The organism is Allobosea robiniae (genome assembly GCF_900102525.1).
Classification (GTDB): Bacteria; Pseudomonadota; Alphaproteobacteria; order Rhizobiales; family Beijerinckiaceae; genus Allobosea; species Allobosea robiniae.
Map to the genome: position 1 here is coordinate 1,175,407 of NZ_FNBZ01000001.1, position 13,683 is coordinate 1,189,089.

At 66.9% G+C, this 13,683-nt stretch carries 12 protein-coding genes; 2 read left to right on the forward strand and 10 right to left on the reverse strand.

Features of this window, described 5'->3' with window-relative positions; translation table 11 throughout:
- Positions 1 to 112: 112 nt before the first annotated feature.
- From BLQ70_RS05385 to BLQ70_RS05425, 9 genes are all read right to left on the reverse strand, one after another.
- Positions 113 to 997, reverse strand: a complete 885-nt coding sequence (locus BLQ70_RS05385; RefSeq protein WP_091856080.1) for a DMT family transporter — start codon at positions 995 to 997, stop codon at positions 113 to 115.
- A complete protein-coding gene (locus tag BLQ70_RS05390) occupies positions 994 to 2,283 on the reverse strand; it encodes an ArgE/DapE family deacylase (protein ID WP_091856081.1) in 1,290 nt (429 codons plus the stop codon). The genes BLQ70_RS05385 and BLQ70_RS05390 overlap by 4 nt, the downstream gene beginning before the upstream one ends.
- 130 nt (positions 2,284 to 2,413) lie before the next feature.
- Positions 2,414 to 4,021, reverse strand: coding sequence for an ABC transporter ATP-binding protein (locus tag BLQ70_RS05395; protein ID WP_091856082.1), 1,608 nt, complete (start codon positions 4,019 to 4,021; stop codon positions 2,414 to 2,416).
- Positions 4,018 to 4,854 (reverse strand): ABC transporter permease, encoded by an 837-nt coding sequence (locus BLQ70_RS05400; RefSeq protein WP_091856083.1) that lies wholly within the window; start codon positions 4,852 to 4,854, stop codon positions 4,018 to 4,020. Before BLQ70_RS05400 ends, BLQ70_RS05395 begins: the two co-directional genes overlap by 4 nt.
- Entirely contained in the window at positions 4,851 to 5,828 is a 978-nt protein-coding gene (locus BLQ70_RS05405) for an ABC transporter permease (RefSeq protein WP_091856084.1), read from the reverse strand. Before BLQ70_RS05405 ends, BLQ70_RS05400 begins: the two co-directional genes overlap by 4 nt.
- A gap of 165 nt (positions 5,829 to 5,993) precedes the next feature.
- Positions 5,994 to 7,562 carry an ABC transporter substrate-binding protein gene (locus BLQ70_RS05410; RefSeq protein WP_091856085.1) on the reverse strand — a complete coding sequence of 523 codons (1,569 nt, stop codon included), beginning with the start codon at positions 7,560 to 7,562 and terminating at the stop codon, positions 5,994 to 5,996.
- Positions 7,563 to 7,685: 123 nt separating this feature from the next.
- On the reverse strand, positions 7,686 to 8,480 hold the full coding sequence (locus BLQ70_RS05415; protein WP_091856086.1) for a bestrophin-like domain: 795 nt from the start codon (positions 8,478 to 8,480) through the stop codon (positions 7,686 to 7,688).
- A gap of 113 nt (positions 8,481 to 8,593) precedes the next feature.
- The gene (locus tag BLQ70_RS05420; RefSeq protein ID WP_185745202.1) at positions 8,594 to 9,202 is read right to left on the reverse strand and encodes a helix-turn-helix transcriptional regulator; all 609 of its coding nucleotides are present in this window, start codon (positions 9,200 to 9,202) and stop codon (positions 8,594 to 8,596) included.
- A gap of 187 nt (positions 9,203 to 9,389) precedes the next feature.
- Positions 9,390 to 10,154, reverse strand: coding sequence for a GntR family transcriptional regulator (locus BLQ70_RS05425; RefSeq protein ID WP_244492714.1), 765 nt, complete (start codon positions 10,152 to 10,154; stop codon positions 9,390 to 9,392).
- 65 nt (positions 10,155 to 10,219) lie between these two features.
- On the opposite strand from BLQ70_RS05425, the gene BLQ70_RS05430 reads away from it, so the two are divergent.
- Together BLQ70_RS05430 and BLQ70_RS05435 are read left to right on the forward strand one after the other, a co-directional pair.
- Positions 10,220 to 11,161 carry a PfkB family carbohydrate kinase gene (locus BLQ70_RS05430; RefSeq protein ID WP_244511908.1) on the forward strand — a complete coding sequence of 314 codons (942 nt, stop codon included), beginning with the start codon at positions 10,220 to 10,222 and terminating at the stop codon, positions 11,159 to 11,161.
- A 120-nt stretch (positions 11,162 to 11,281) separates the two neighbouring features.
- On the forward strand, positions 11,282 to 12,421 hold the full coding sequence (locus tag BLQ70_RS05435; RefSeq protein ID WP_091856089.1) for a helix-turn-helix transcriptional regulator: 1,140 nt from the start codon (positions 11,282 to 11,284) through the stop codon (positions 12,419 to 12,421).
- Between the two features lie 135 nt (positions 12,422 to 12,556).
- Here the strand turns inward: BLQ70_RS05435 and BLQ70_RS05440 are convergent, their stop codons facing one another.
- The gene (locus BLQ70_RS05440; protein WP_244511909.1) at positions 12,557 to 13,681 is read right to left on the reverse strand and encodes an anhydro-N-acetylmuramic acid kinase; all 1,125 of its coding nucleotides are present in this window, start codon (positions 13,679 to 13,681) and stop codon (positions 12,557 to 12,559) included.
- Between the last annotated feature and the right edge of the window lie 2 nt (positions 13,682 to 13,683).

Sequence of the window (13,683 nt, forward strand, 5' to 3'; positions counted from 1 at the left end):
AAATCGGGGCAATTCCGTCTCCCTGGACTGCGACCGGCGCCGTTCCGGTAGACCCGACCCGACGCGCTTCGACGGGAAAGATAGCCGGAGACATCGGACATGGCACCTGGGCTCATGGCCGCCGGGCCGGAACCAGGATCGCGCCGGAAGCTGCGATCACCAAAGCGAGGCCGAACCAATCGGTCGGCGTCGGCCGCTCGCCGAGCAGCAGCACCGAACCGAGCACGCCGACCGCCGGCACCATCAGCGTGCCCAGGCTCGCGATCCCAGCCGGCAGGCGCGCCACCACCGTGAACCAGAGGAAATAGGCCAGTGCCTGCGCGCCGATGATGTGGAAGCTCAACGCCGTCAGCACACGCGGCGAGAGCAGCTTCGGCACGGGCAGGCCCTCGAAGACGAGCATGCCGATGCCGGCGACGAGCCCGCCGATCAATAATTGCCAGGCGGCGATCGTCAGCGCCGGAGCGGAGACCGGCCAGCGCTTGGTCACGATCGTGCCGAGCGCCCAGCTCACCGCCGCGAGTAGCGCCAGCATCAAGCCGAAGGAAAGCTGCCCGGCGAGGATCAGTGGCAGGCCGAGGCAGATGAGCCCGGCGATGCCGAGCGCGAGCCCGGCGAGGCGCCTACCGTCGAAGGCCTCACCCAGCACGAAGCGGGCGAGCAGCGTCGCCCAGATCGGCATGGTGAAGGTCAGGATCGCCGCGCGCGAGGTGGGGGCTGCGAGCTGCGCGAAGGCGAGCAGCACGTTGAAGGCGGCGATCGAGAGGAAGCCGGCGACGACCAACCGCAACCACTGCGCGCGCGGCACCGCGAGCGGGACGCCGCGCGTGAGAGCGACCGCGACAAGGACGAGGCCGGCGAAGCTCATCCCGGCGGCGCGCAAGGTCCAGGGCGCGATCTCGGTCAGCGATATCCGCACCGCCGGCCAGTTGAAACCCCAGAGCAGCCCAAGCAGCGGGACAAGCAGCAGCGCCCTGCCCGGCTTGCTCTCGCTCATCCCTCGATGCTTTCGAGCCCGCACCACTCGGCCACGAAGAGCGCCATGGCTCCGGTGATGCGCTTCACCGAAGCGAGGCTGACGCGCTCGTCGAAGGCGTGGATGTTCTCGCCCATCGGGCCGTAGCAGAGCGCCGGGATCTTGTCGTAGAGCGCGTGGACGCGGGTATCGAGATAGGCGGCCGTCATGAAGCTCTTGAGCGGCTTGCCGAGCGCCGCCTCATGGGCGCGTGCGAGCACGGCCTCGGCCTCACTGCCCGGCTCCAGCACATAGCCCTCGGCCCAGAAGCCGTTGAAGGTGACCTTCGGCGGATTGTTCGCGAGGAAGGAATCGGCGCGCGCAGCCTCGCGGATGCAATCCTCGATGCGCTGCGCCGTCTCCTTGGCGGTGACGCCGGGATAGAGGCCGACGCGGCAATCGACGCGGCACCAGCACGGCACCGAGGAGGCCCAGTCGCCACCCTCGATCTTGCCGATGTTCAGATTGATCGGATGCGGATCATCCTCGAAATGCTCGCGGCCGGCCTTCTCGAGATTGAACTGCTCCTCGAGCTTGCGGAGCGCCGCGACGACCCGGTAGGCGGCATCGATCGCGTTGGCGCCAGTGCCCATCTCGCGGACATGGGCAGGGATGCCGCGCACCTCGAACTGGAACCAGAGCACGCCGGCATTGGCGCGGGCCAGCATCTCGTATTCCGGCTCGGGGATCAGCGCGGCCTCGGCGCGATAACCGCGCAGATGCGTCATCAGCGCGCCATTGCCGGTCGATTCCTCCTCGACGACGGATTCGACATAGACCGTGGCCGCCGGCTGCATGCCGATACGGCGCAGCGCATCCAGGCAGAAGAGATTGGCGGCGGAGCCAGCCTTCATGTCGGCGCTGCCGCGGCCATACATCCAGTCGCCCTCGATAACGGGGTCGAAGGGAGCATGTTTCCATTGATCGGCAGGGCCGGCCGGGACGACGTCGACATGCGCCTGTAGGATCAGCGAGCGGCCCTTCTCCTCGCGGGGGCGATGGATGCCGACGACGATCGGAGCTTCCGAATGCGTCTCGGAGAAGGGAGCACCGCCGGGATGGTCCGCGATCGCCTCCTTGTCCATGGCGAAGCGATCCATGGTGAAGCCGCGCTGCTTCATCGCCCGGAAGATGAAATCCTGGACCGTGTGCTCCTGCCCGCGGGTCGAGGCGAAGCGGACGAGTTCCTGCGTATAGGCGACCTGCTCGTCGAAACCCGCCTCGACGGCAGCGAGGATTTTTTCGCGCAAGGCGGGATCGAGAGGCATGGGGCAGATCTCCTTAGGCCGAATCCGTCATGCTCGGCCTTGTGCCGAGCATCCACGCCTTACGACATGGATGAAGGGAAAGACGTGGATGGGCGGGACAAGCCCGACCATGACGCGGAGCGCTGCCCCATTAGTGCCCGAAGCGCCCGCCGCCCGGCACCGCCGCCAGCAGTTGCCGCGTATACGCGTGCTGCGGGTCGGCGAAGATCGCGGCGGTCGGCCCGCTTTCGACGATGCGCCCGCGCTGCATCACGGCGATGCGGTCGCAGATCTGCGCGGCGACGCGCAGATCATGCGTGACGAAGAGGATGGCGAGGCCGAGCCGGCTCTGGATGTCCTTGATCAGCTTGAGGATCTGGGCCTGCACGGAGACGTCGAGCGCCGACACCGCCTCGTCCGCCACGAGCACGTCGGGCTCCAGCGCGAGCGCCCTCGCGATGCCGACGCGCTGGCGCTGGCCGCCGGAGAATTCATGCGGGTAGCGGTCGATGGCATTGGCGGAGAGGCCGACGAGCTCCAGCAATTCCTTCGCCCGCGCCAGCGCCTCCTTGCGCGGCGTACCATGGGCGACGGGGCCGTCGGAGATGATGCGGCCGACGGTCTGGCGCGGGTTGAGCGAGGCGAAGGGGTCCTGGAAGACCATCTGGATGCGCTTGCGCTGGCGTCGTAGTTCGGCGGGCTTCAGTTCGGAGAGGACGAGATCGCCGAGCGCGATGCGGCCGCGATCGGGCTCGATCAGGCGCAGGCAGCAACGCCCGACCGTCGACTTGCCCGAGCCGGATTCGCCGACGAGGCCGAGCGTCTCGCCGCGGACGAGCGCGAAGGAGATATCGTCGGCCGCCTTGACCTCGCGTGCGACGCCGAAGAGCGAGCGCTTGCGATAGGTCTTGCCGAGCCCCTCGACGCTGATCACCGGCGCCGTATCCGGCAACAGTGGCAGCACGGCCGGCGTCAGCGAGGGCACGGCAGCGAGCAGCTTCTGGGTATAGGGATGGGCGGGAGAGCCGAGCACCTGGTCGGCCGTGCCCTCCTCGACCAGCACGCCCTTCTCCAGCACGGCGATACGGTCGGCAATCTCGGCGACGACGCCCATGTCATGGGTGATGAAGAGCACGGCCGTGCCGTGGCGATGGCGCAGGTTGTCGATCAGCTTGAGGATCTGCGCCTGGGTGGTGACGTCGAGCGCGGTCGTCGGCTCGTCGGCGATCAGAAGCTTGGGTTCGAGCGCGAGTGCCATCGCGATCATCACACGCTGGCGCTGGCCGCCGGAGAGCTCGTGCGGATAGGCCTTGGCGAGGCGGGGCGGATCGGGCAGGCCGACCTCGGTCAGGAGCTCGATGGCGCGGGCCCGGCGCGTCGCCCTGTCGTGCAGGCCATGGGCCTCGAAGGTCTCGACGATCTGGTCGGAGATGCGCATGACCGGATTGAGCGAGGTCATCGGCTCCTGGAAGATCATGCCGACCTCGCGACCGCGCACCTCCTGCATCGCCTGTTCGTCGAGGGCGAGGATGTCGCGGCCGGCGAGCCTGATCTGGCCCGCGACAGGCTTCACCGCCTTGGGCAAGAGACCCATCACCGCATGGGCGATCATCGACTTGCCGGAGCCGGATTCGCCGACGACGCAGAGCGTCTCGCCGGGCTGGATGGTCAACGTGACATTCTCGACAGCATGGGCACGGTCGGCGATCGCCGGGAGCGCCAGCGTCAGGCCTTCGATGGAGAGCGCGGGAGCGGTCATTCGCGCCCCCGGGCCAGGCGCGGGTTCAGGGCATCGTTCAGCCCCTCGCCGGCGAGGTTGAGCGCGAGCACCGTCAGGAAGATCGCGAAGCCCGGGAAGAACGAGATCCACCAGGCGTCGAGCAGGCGCGTGCGGCCGGCGCCGACCATGTAGCCCCAGCTCATCAGGTTGGGATCGCCGAGGCCGAGGAAGGAGAGCGAGGATTCCAGCAGGATCGCCGAGCCGATCATCAGCGAGCCCATGACGATGATCGGCGCGATGGTGTTGGGCAGCACCTGGCTGAAGATGATCCGCGGCGTCGACTGGCCGATGGTGACGGCTGCCTGGACATATTCGCGACTTCGCAGCGAGAGCACCTCGCCGCGCACCAGTCGCGCCACGGGCGGCCAACTGACCACCCCGATCGCGAGCACGATCGAGCCGAGCTGCGGCTGCAGGATCGCGACCAGCACGATCGCAAGCGCGAAGGAGGGTATGGTCTGGAAGAACTCGGTGAAGCGCATCAGCGCATCGTCGACGAAGCCGCCGGCATAGCCCGCGGCGGCGCCAAGCGGCACGCCGATCACCAGCGCGACCAGGGTCGAGACCACCCCGATCATCAGCGAGACGCGGGCGCCATGGACGAGACCCGAGGCGAGGTTGCGGCCGAGCGTGTCGGTGCCGAGCGGGAAGCGCTCGTTGACGAAGGGCGCGAGGAAGGGCCGCGCCACCGGGCGCCAGGGCGATTGCGGATAGAGCGTCGGCGCCAGGATCGCGAAGGCGACGACGGCGAGCAGGATGAGGATGCCGATGACGGCGCCGCGATTGCGGGCGAAGCGCTTGAGGAAGTTCATGCGTTTGCCTCGATGCGCGGATCGACGATCCGGTAGACCAGATCGGTCGCGATGTTGAAGCAGACGACCATCGCCGAGGAGACGAAGAAGACGCCGAGCAGGACGGAATAATCGCGCTGGACCAGCGCATCGAACATCAGCCGGCCGATGCCGGGCCAGGCGAAGACGGTCTCGGTCAGCACGGCGCCGCCGACGAGCTGCCCCGCCTGCAGGCCCGCCAGCGTCACCACCGGCAGGATGGCGTTGCGCGCCACGTGACGGCGCCAGACTCTGGCCTGCGAGACGCCCTTGGCGCGGGCCGTCTTGACGAAATCGGCGCCAGCCACCTCCAGCATCGAGGCGCGCATCATCCGGGCATAGAGCGCGGTAAAGAACAGGCCGAGCGTCAGCGCAGGCAGGACGAGATGCTGGCCGATATCGAGCGCGCGAGCCAGCCCGGTATAGTTCGCGCCGATGGTCTCGTAGCCGACATTGGGCACGAGCCCGAGCTTCAGCGCGAAGACGATCTGGCTCATCAGAGCCACCCAGAACAATGGCGTCGCGTAGAACATCAGCGCCAGCGTGGTGATCAGGCTGTCCGACCATTTGCCGGCCCGGCGCGCGGCGAGCGCGCCCATCGCCGTGCCGACGACGAGCGAGACGAGGAAGGCCGCGCCGGTCAAAAGCAGCGTCGCCGGCAGGCGCTCCATGATCAGGTTCAGCACCGGCTGCTGCTGGCGATAGCTGAAGCCGAGATCGAAGGTGAGATAGCCCTTCAGGTAGATCCAGAGCTGGGTCAGGAAGGGCTGGTCGAGGCCGAAACGGGCGCGCAATTGTTCGAGCAACTGCGCATCGGCAGCGCCGGCCTCGCCGGCGAGGACCTGCGCGGGGTCGCCGGGTGCCGCCCGGATCAGCAGGAAATTCAGGATCGCGATCGCGAAGAGGACGATGATCCCCTTCACGAGCCGGCCGGCGAGGAATTGCGCGAGGTTCATTCAGGACTTTCGTGAAGCTGTCATCCCACGCGCGCCGCGGCGCGAAGTGCCGCTGCGCAGACGCGGGACCGTCATCAGGATAGGGCGGCCTTATAGGCTAACCCCGATACGATCCCGGATCGCCGCTTCGCGGCGCCCGGGATGACGCGCCCCTCGGAGCTGACCTTACTCCTTCCAGGCGTCGCGGAAGCCGTCGTCGACGCCGATGCCGGTGGTGACGAGGTTCTTGACGTTGCAGCGATAGATGGTCGGGAAATCCATCTCCAGCAGCCAGAGCACCGGCAATTCATCGGCCAGGATCTTCTGGATCTTGGTGTAGAGGTCCTGGCGCTCCTTGTCGGTCGGTGCGATCGCCGCGTCGGCGAAGAGCTTGTCGACTTCCGGATTGGAATAGCCGCCGACATTGGCGAAGGGATTGCCCTTGGCAATGTTGGAGGAAATGTAGGAGCGGGCCACGCCCATGGCGGGATCGCCGAGCTGGTAGAGGAAGTTGAAGTTCAGGTCGAAATCCCAGTTCGACGCCTTCTGTGTCCAGCCAGGCACGTCGGTGTTCTCGATCTGGATCTTGACGCCGACATCCTCGAAATTCTGCTTGATCGCCTCGGACCAGCGGCTCCAGGTCTCGCCATAGGGCAGGTTGAGCAGCTTGATCGTCTCGCCCTTGTAGCCGGAGGCCTTGATCAGCTCCTTCGCCTTGGCAGGGTCGTAGGTGTATTTCGGCACGTCGGCCGAATAGAACTTGGTCTTGGACGAGATCGGCCCGGTCGGCAGCTTGCCGAGGCCGCCCCAGACCACGTCCTTTCCGAACTCACGATCGATCGCGTACATCAGCCCCTGGCGGAACTGCTTGTTGCCGAGGATGCCGTTGCGGACGTTCGGCGTGATCCAGGCATGGGGAGCGAACATCTCCCAGCCCTTGGTGGTCATGCAGGTATTGGGCAGCTTCAACAGGCGCGCGACGTCGTAGACGTCGACCGAGCCGCCGGTCAGCACGTCGACCTTGCCCGTCTCATAGGCAACGGCGCGGGCGGCTGCATCGGGAATGATCTGCCAGTAGATCTCGTCGAGGTTCGGCTTGCCCTTCAGCCAGTAGTCCTCGTTCTTGACGAGGTGGATATAGGAGCCCTTCTTCCACTCCTTGAGCTTGAAGGGACCGGTGCCGATCGGCGTGTTGTTGGCGGGGTTGGCGCGATAATCCGTGCCGTCATAGATGTGCTTGGGGATCATCGGCGCGGAGGCGACCTCCTGCGTGATGATCAGCGGGCCGAAGGGCTGCTTCAGCACGATCTTCACGGTGAGATCGTCGACCTTCTCGATCTTCTCGACCTGGGCGTTGACGATCGGGCGCCAGCGCGGATGAACCTCGCGCAGGAACTTGTCGAGGGTGAAGACGACGTCGTCGGCCGTGAACGGCTTGCCGTCATGCCATTTCACGTTTTCCTGGAGCTTGAAGGTATAGGCCTTCGCGTCCGGGGAGATCTCCCAGCTCTTGGCGAGCGAGGGCTGCGGCTCGAGCTTCTCGTTATAGCGCAGCAGCGATTCGTAGATATTGCCGGCGACCATGTTGGTCGGACCGTTCTGGTTGAGGCCCTGCATCAGCATCGGCGGCTCGGGCTGGACGACGACATGGACCGTCCCGCCCTTCTTCGGCTCCTGCGCGGTTGCCGCACCCAGCGCGAGAACCGACGCCGCCAGCGCCAGACCGAATCTCAAACCCCTAGCCTTCGCCGTCATCTGCTCGTTCCCCTGTCTCGTATCGAGATCATATCGTTTGAATCGGATCCGTTAGGATCGTCCGATGCCATCGCACCCGATCACGCGCCTCTTGGCAAGCGCCGCGCCAACTGCCCGGACGCGTCAGCGCGCCATGCCCGCCAGCGCATCGCGCATCGAGGTGCTGGGAATGCCGAACAGGCCGCCGTAATGCGTCTCGAGATCGGTGATCACGAACATCACCGTCGAGATCGAGACGATGCCGATCGCCAGCACGATCGCGGCGAGGCGCTTGCGCGGAATCTGCAAGCCGAAGCTCAGGAAGACCAGCATCAGCCAGAAGGTCATGACGCTGGTGAACAGCGGCGAGACGGGGCCGCGCACATCCTCGATCACCGCCCAGCGCCGTTGCTGCACGCGCTGATAGGTGGCTCGACACTCTGCCGCGAGGTTGGCGCGAAGCGCATCGGCAGGGTTCAGGCCGTTGATCGCCCGGCCGATGCGGCCGATCAGGGCGCCGAGCGCGGGATCGGCGCCTTCGCGCGCCATGGCAGCGGTGTCGGGATAGGAGACGCCCGCGGGCTTGGGCTCGTCTGGCCAGGTACTTGCGATCACACCCGCCGTATAGCTGCGCAGGTCGAGCCGGATCGGATCTGCCTCAGTCCCGTAGCTGCGCAGGCATTCATCGAACTGGGCGAGCCCAGCCGCATCGGCATTGCGATCGCGATAGGCCGTATCGAAAGCCGCCTTGACGCTGGAAAGCTGCAGACTGAGCACCAGGGCAGCGAAGGTCACGAGCAGGCTCGTTACCAGCCGGATCGCCTCCATCGTGCGTTCGGAGAGATGCTCCTCCGAGAGCCAGCCCCGCAGCTTGACGCCGAAGATGGCGCTCCCGCTGAGCAATGCGCAGAAAATGAAGGCTGCCAGCGTCTCGGCCATGGTCGCGATCGCTCCGGACGGATGCGGTCCTTGCGCATACCGGCCCAGATGGGCGTGCGACCGCAGGTCCTGTCAACAGAGGCGACGGATTCCGCGCCATGGAGCCCGCGTGCTCAGCGGAGCTCCTCGACATAGGTCGCGACGAAGCGGACGAGTTCGCTCTGCCGGGCCGTGCCGGTCTTGGCGAACAGGCGCTGGAGATGGGTCCGGGCGGTGGTCGGGGCGATGCCCAGCCGCTTGGCGGCAATGATCGTGTCGAGCCCCTCGACCATCAGGACGAGCATACGCTCCTCGGTCGGCGTCAGGCCGCAGGCCTCGCTGACACGGGCGATGTTGCGATCCATCGCGCTTTCGGGATCGTCCACCGTCAGGACGAACAATTCGATGCTCGTCAGATGGACCGCGTCGATCGCGATCTGGCGGCCGTTGCGCAGCACCAGCGGCAACCGCATCTCGCCGGCGGCACTGCCAGTGCGGCAACGCTTCAGCCAGAGCTGCAACCGCGCCATGAAATCCTTGTCGCTGGCGGTGAAGCGGTCGATGCCACCCAGGCCGTCGCGGGTCAGCGCCGCCGCGCCGCAGTTGCCGAAGCGCTGGTTCAGCTCGGCATCGATGACGAAAACCGGCCTGGAAGTCCGCCCGAAGGCATCGGGGTCGACATGGGCGCGTGCGTGGAACGGGCTGTAGCTCGTCCTGGCGGCAATCGAGACGTGAAGCGACATCGCAATATCCATCCCTGCAATCGACGGGTCGCCGCACCCTGCTGCCGGAGAACCGAAACCCGGCCGGATGCAGCTCCGTTCTCTTTGGTCGCGGCGAGGCGCGAGCAGGTTCAATGCTCTTCTCGATTTTGGACTGTTATTGGATATTGCATTCAGGCGCCCGCGGCAGGCTCCCCCACCGCCCGCGTCAGGCGGTCAGCGTCAGCTTGTAGGTATAGGTATCGCCCCGGAACAGACCTTCGACATATTCCAGCATGTCACCGTCAGCGCCGTAGCTGCGTCGTTTGATCAGCAGGCAGGGCACGGGAGCATCGAAGCCGAAGATGGCGCGTTCCTCGGCCGTCGGCGCCGCCGCCTCGATGGTCTGGTCGCAGCGCGTCAGGGGCAGACCGAGTTCGGCGAGCCGGGCATAGACCGAGCCGGAGAGATCGCTCTCCGCCAGGTCCGGCGCCCGCTCCAGATTATACCAGGCGACCTCGCGCGACATCGGGATGCCGTCGCCGGAGCGAATGCGGACCAGCTTGAGGAAGCGCGCATGCGAGGAGCGGCCGAAGATCGAGGCGATCGAGCGGTCGTTGACCACGGAGCGCTCGACGATACGGGAGGACGGCACACGGCCGAGCTCCTGCATCTCCTGGGTGAAGCCCTTGAGCCGGTCCATGCCGGAATGCAGGCGCGGTCCGGCCCCTTGCACGATCGAGCCCAGCCGCCCCTGCGCGCTCAGCAATTTCCGCTCGCGCAGAGCGTTGTAGGAGCGCTGCACGGTGGCGCGGCTGATGCTGAGCCGCTCGGCGAGCTGACGTTCAGCCGGCAGGGTCGTGCCCGGCGGCAGCGTGCCGTCGCCGATCAGCTGAGTCAGCTGGTCCTCGAGCTGCTGGTAAAGCGGCTTGGCGGTGTCGGTACGCAGTTCCAGCAGGTTCTGGAAGGGCGGTTTTGCAATCTGCTTAGGCACTGTCATCGATGGCATGAGCGTGACACAACCCGCGTAGCAGTTCGTGAATGGGAAAATCAAACCCTATGACCGGCAAACCTGTCTTCGTCCTGGGAAGCTTCGTCGTCTCCTGCTCGGCGAAAGTCGCCCGCTTCCCGCGCCCGGGGGAATCGCTCGCCGCCGAAACCGTGACGATCGAGCCGGGCGGCAAGGGGCTGAACCAGGCGATCATGGCCCGCCGCCTTGGCGCTGCAGTCGAGGGCCTGCTCGCCGTCGGGGACGACCTCGCCGCAGCCTTCGCGCCGCCGGCGCTCGAACGGGCCGGCCTGCCGCAATCGATGCTGGTCCGTCTCGACGGCGCGACGGGTAGCGGCATCGGCTTCACGGACGCCGGCGGCGAGACCTGCCTTGCCGTCGCCTCCGGCGCGAATCTCGCCCTCACGGCCGCGCATGTCCGGCAGCGGACGCCGGCCATTGCCGATGCAGCGCTGGTGACGGCCCAGTTCGAGATTGGCGATGCACCGATCGAGGCGGCCTTTACGCTGGCCCGGCAGGCAGCCACCCTGACCCTGCTCAACCCCTCGCCCTTCCGGCCGATTCCCGCCGCCATCCTGGCGCTGACCTCGATCCTGATCATCAACGAGACCGAAGCCCGCGGCCTCGCGGCCGCGCTCGGACGGGAGCAGGACGAGGCAACCGATCCGGATCGCTTCGCGAGGGAACTCGGGCCGGCGCTCCTGAAGCACGGCCCGCGTCTCGTCGTCCTGACCCGAGGTGCAGCCGGAGCCGTGGCCGTCACGGCGGATGCTCCCGCCATCGTGCAGGCAGGCTTTCCCGTCGAGGCGATCGATTCGCTCGGCGCCGGCGACGCCTTCGCCACGACGCTCGGGGTTCGGCTGGCGATGGGACTGGCCTTGCCCGAAGCCCTGCGCGACGCCGCGGCGGCGGGCGCCCTGACGACCACCCGTCACGGCGTCTTCGAGGCATTGCCCACGGCCGACGCCATCGCGCTCATGAGCGGGAGGTGAAGCGGCCTCCTCGCGACGAGAAAATTTGGATTGCTTTTGGACTTTTCCTGACCGGCCCATCCTGCTATTTTGGGAAGCGTGCATCACGCATGCGCCTTCCTTGGCCAGCCGGGATTTCTCATGCCGCGCCTCGACGTCGATACCGTCATGTCCACGATCGACCGGCTGCTGGTCGGGGCGATGGACGAAGGACAGATGCAGGCCGCCGCGGAAGCGATGCGGCAACTCTTCAACGGCTCGAAAGCCTGCTTCGCCGGGATCGGCCCTCACCCCGACGACTGGGCATCCTATGCGACCGATCCCGACGAAGCGCTGCAGGAGCGTTGCACCGGCGAACTCGCGCCCGATTTCATCGAGATGGGCGGCACGCTGCGCGACATCCCGTACGGTGCGATCTACCGGGATCATGAGGTGTTCGGCGCGGAAGCCCTGCGCAACTCCCGCGTCTGGCAGGAATGGATGCGCCCGCAGGACATGTTTGGCGGCCTGGCCTGCCGGCTTGCCGGGAATGGGCAGGCCTTCTGGCTCTTCGACGTGCAGCGCGGGCGACATCAGGAGGGTTTCGACGCCGAGGATGCCGCCCTGCTCGAAAAGCTCTACCCGGTGTTGCGGCGCGTGGTCGAACTGCGCCGCCATATCGGCCGGGTGACCATCCAGCGGGACGAAGCTCGCGGCGCTCTCGACCGGATCGCCATCGGCCTCGCGATCCTCGACCAGGACATGCGCATCACCTACGCCAATGAAGGCGCCGACGAGATCCTGGCCGACCCTGACGGCGCGCTCAGGCTGCGCCAGGGCCGCCTGTTCGCACGTCAGCCTGCCGACCAGCGCCAGCTCAGGCAATTGGTCGAAGGCGCCCTGCGGAGCGCACTGGACCCCCTCGCCCATCATCAGGCCAGCATGATCCTGCATGGCGAGGATGGTTCTCATTCGCTTTCGGCCTGCGCCATGCCAGCGCCCCCTTCGCCTGCTCAGGATCAAGCGGCCGGCCAGGTCCTGATCGCGCTGCGGCGCCTCGAGACGGCGACCAATCTCGTCGCCTGCGCACGCCAGCTCTTCGACCTCACCGATACCGAAGCCAAATTCGCCTCCGCGCTCGCGAGCGGATCATCCCTGACCGAAGCCGCCGAAGCCCAGGGTGTCCGGATTTCGACTGCACGCACGCATCTGGCGCGGATCTTCCAGAAGACGAATACCCGACAGCAAAGTCAGCTCGTTTCACTGCTGCGCAGCGCGGAACTCCCTCTTCGGCCGCGCTGAATCCTCGAAATCCGGGCTGACCCCAAGCAACATTCGCCGCGTCTACGGTTTGTTTTCCTAGCTTCCTCTCGGTCAGGCCATGAAAACGAACCTAGACGAGGCGCCGCGGCCGTTTCGTCATCCAAATGACGGAGATTATCCGGCCGGCCGATGAAACCGGCCGCCCGTCATCGGCCTGGGCACGCCGGTGGTCGAGGGCAGACTCAGCGGCAACCCTTTCACCGAGCGTATGGCGAAATAGGCGAAGATCTGCGCCTCCAGCGCATCGCCGTTCCAGCCGACCGCCTCCACCGGCTCGACCGGCACACCCAGCCGCTCGGCGAGCCGCATCATGAAATGCCGGTTGAGCCGACCGCCGCCGCCGACGAGCCAGCGCTGCGGCCGGCGTGGGACATGGCGCAGCGCCGCAACGAGGCTCTCGATGGTAAAGGCTGCCAGCGTCGCCGCGCCATCGGCATCCGAGAGCGGCTCGACGATCTGGGCACGCCGATGGAAATCATTGCGGTCGAGCGATTTCGGCGCAGGCCGGTCGAAGAAGGGATTGGCCATGAAGCCGACAACGAGATCGTCATGCACGCGCCCGCTGGCCGCCAGCGCGCCATCGGCGTCATAGGGCCGGCCGAGCCGGCGCAGCACGAAATCGTCGAGGATCGCGCTTGCCGGACCGGTATCGAAGGCGACGACGGTATCGCCGTCGATATAGGTGACATTGCCGACGCCGCCGAGATTGAGGACCATCACCGGCTGGTCGAGGCCCTGCGCGAGGGCGCGATGATAGAGCGGGGCAAAGGGCGCGCCCTCCCCGCCGGCCGCGACATCGGCATCGCGGAACCGGTCGACCGTGGGGATGCCCAGCGCATCGGCCACCGCCTGACCGTCGATGAGCTGACGGGTGAAGCGCTGCTCCGGCCGGTGGTAGACCGTCTGGCCGTGCAGGCCGACGAGATCGATCGCGGCGAGAGCAAGTCCCTGATCGGCGATGTAGGCCCGGATGGCGGCGAGATGGTCGGCGGTGACGGCGGCTTCGAGCTCCGCCAGCGGAGCGCGCCCGGCCCGCTCGGCATCGGCGATCACGGCCTGAAGCTCCCGGCGCGTGGCGTCGCGGTAGGGATAGGACGCGCCGGCGCCGAAGGAGACGGCGTCGTGCCCGTCGCTCGTCACCAGCGAGACGTCGATGGCATCCATCGACGTGCCGCTGATCACGCCGATCGCGGTCAGGCTCTCCTGCGACAGGTCGGCCTCAGGCCTCGCGCCGGACAAGG

Bases quoted from the DNA above. Each gene is read 5' to 3' on its own strand.
- BLQ70_RS05385 (WP_091856080.1), bottom strand. From the start codon at position 997: ATGAGCGAGAGCAAGCCGGGCAGGGCGCTGCTGCTTGTCCCGCTGCTT.
- BLQ70_RS05390 (WP_091856081.1), bottom strand. From the start codon at position 2,283: ATGCCTCTCGATCCCGCCTTGCGCGAAAAAATCCTCGCTGCCGTCGAG.
- BLQ70_RS05395 (WP_091856082.1), bottom strand. From the start codon at position 4,021: ATGACCGCTCCCGCGCTCTCCATCGAAGGCCTGACGCTGGCGCTCCCG.
- BLQ70_RS05400 (WP_091856083.1), bottom strand. From the start codon at position 4,854: ATGAACTTCCTCAAGCGCTTCGCCCGCAATCGCGGCGCCGTCATCGGC.
- BLQ70_RS05405 (WP_091856084.1), bottom strand. From the start codon at position 5,828: ATGAACCTCGCGCAATTCCTCGCCGGCCGGCTCGTGAAGGGGATCATC.
- BLQ70_RS05410 (WP_091856085.1), bottom strand. From the start codon at position 7,562: ATGACGGCGAAGGCTAGGGGTTTGAGATTCGGTCTGGCGCTGGCGGCG.
- BLQ70_RS05415 (WP_091856086.1), bottom strand. From the start codon at position 8,480: ATGGCCGAGACGCTGGCAGCCTTCATTTTCTGCGCATTGCTCAGCGGG.
- BLQ70_RS05420 (WP_185745202.1), bottom strand. From the start codon at position 9,202: ATGTCGCTTCACGTCTCGATTGCCGCCAGGACGAGCTACAGCCCGTTC.
- BLQ70_RS05430 (WP_244511908.1), top strand. From the start codon at position 10,220: ATGACCGGCAAACCTGTCTTCGTCCTGGGAAGCTTCGTCGTCTCCTGC.
- BLQ70_RS05435 (WP_091856089.1), top strand. From the start codon at position 11,282: ATGCCGCGCCTCGACGTCGATACCGTCATGTCCACGATCGACCGGCTG.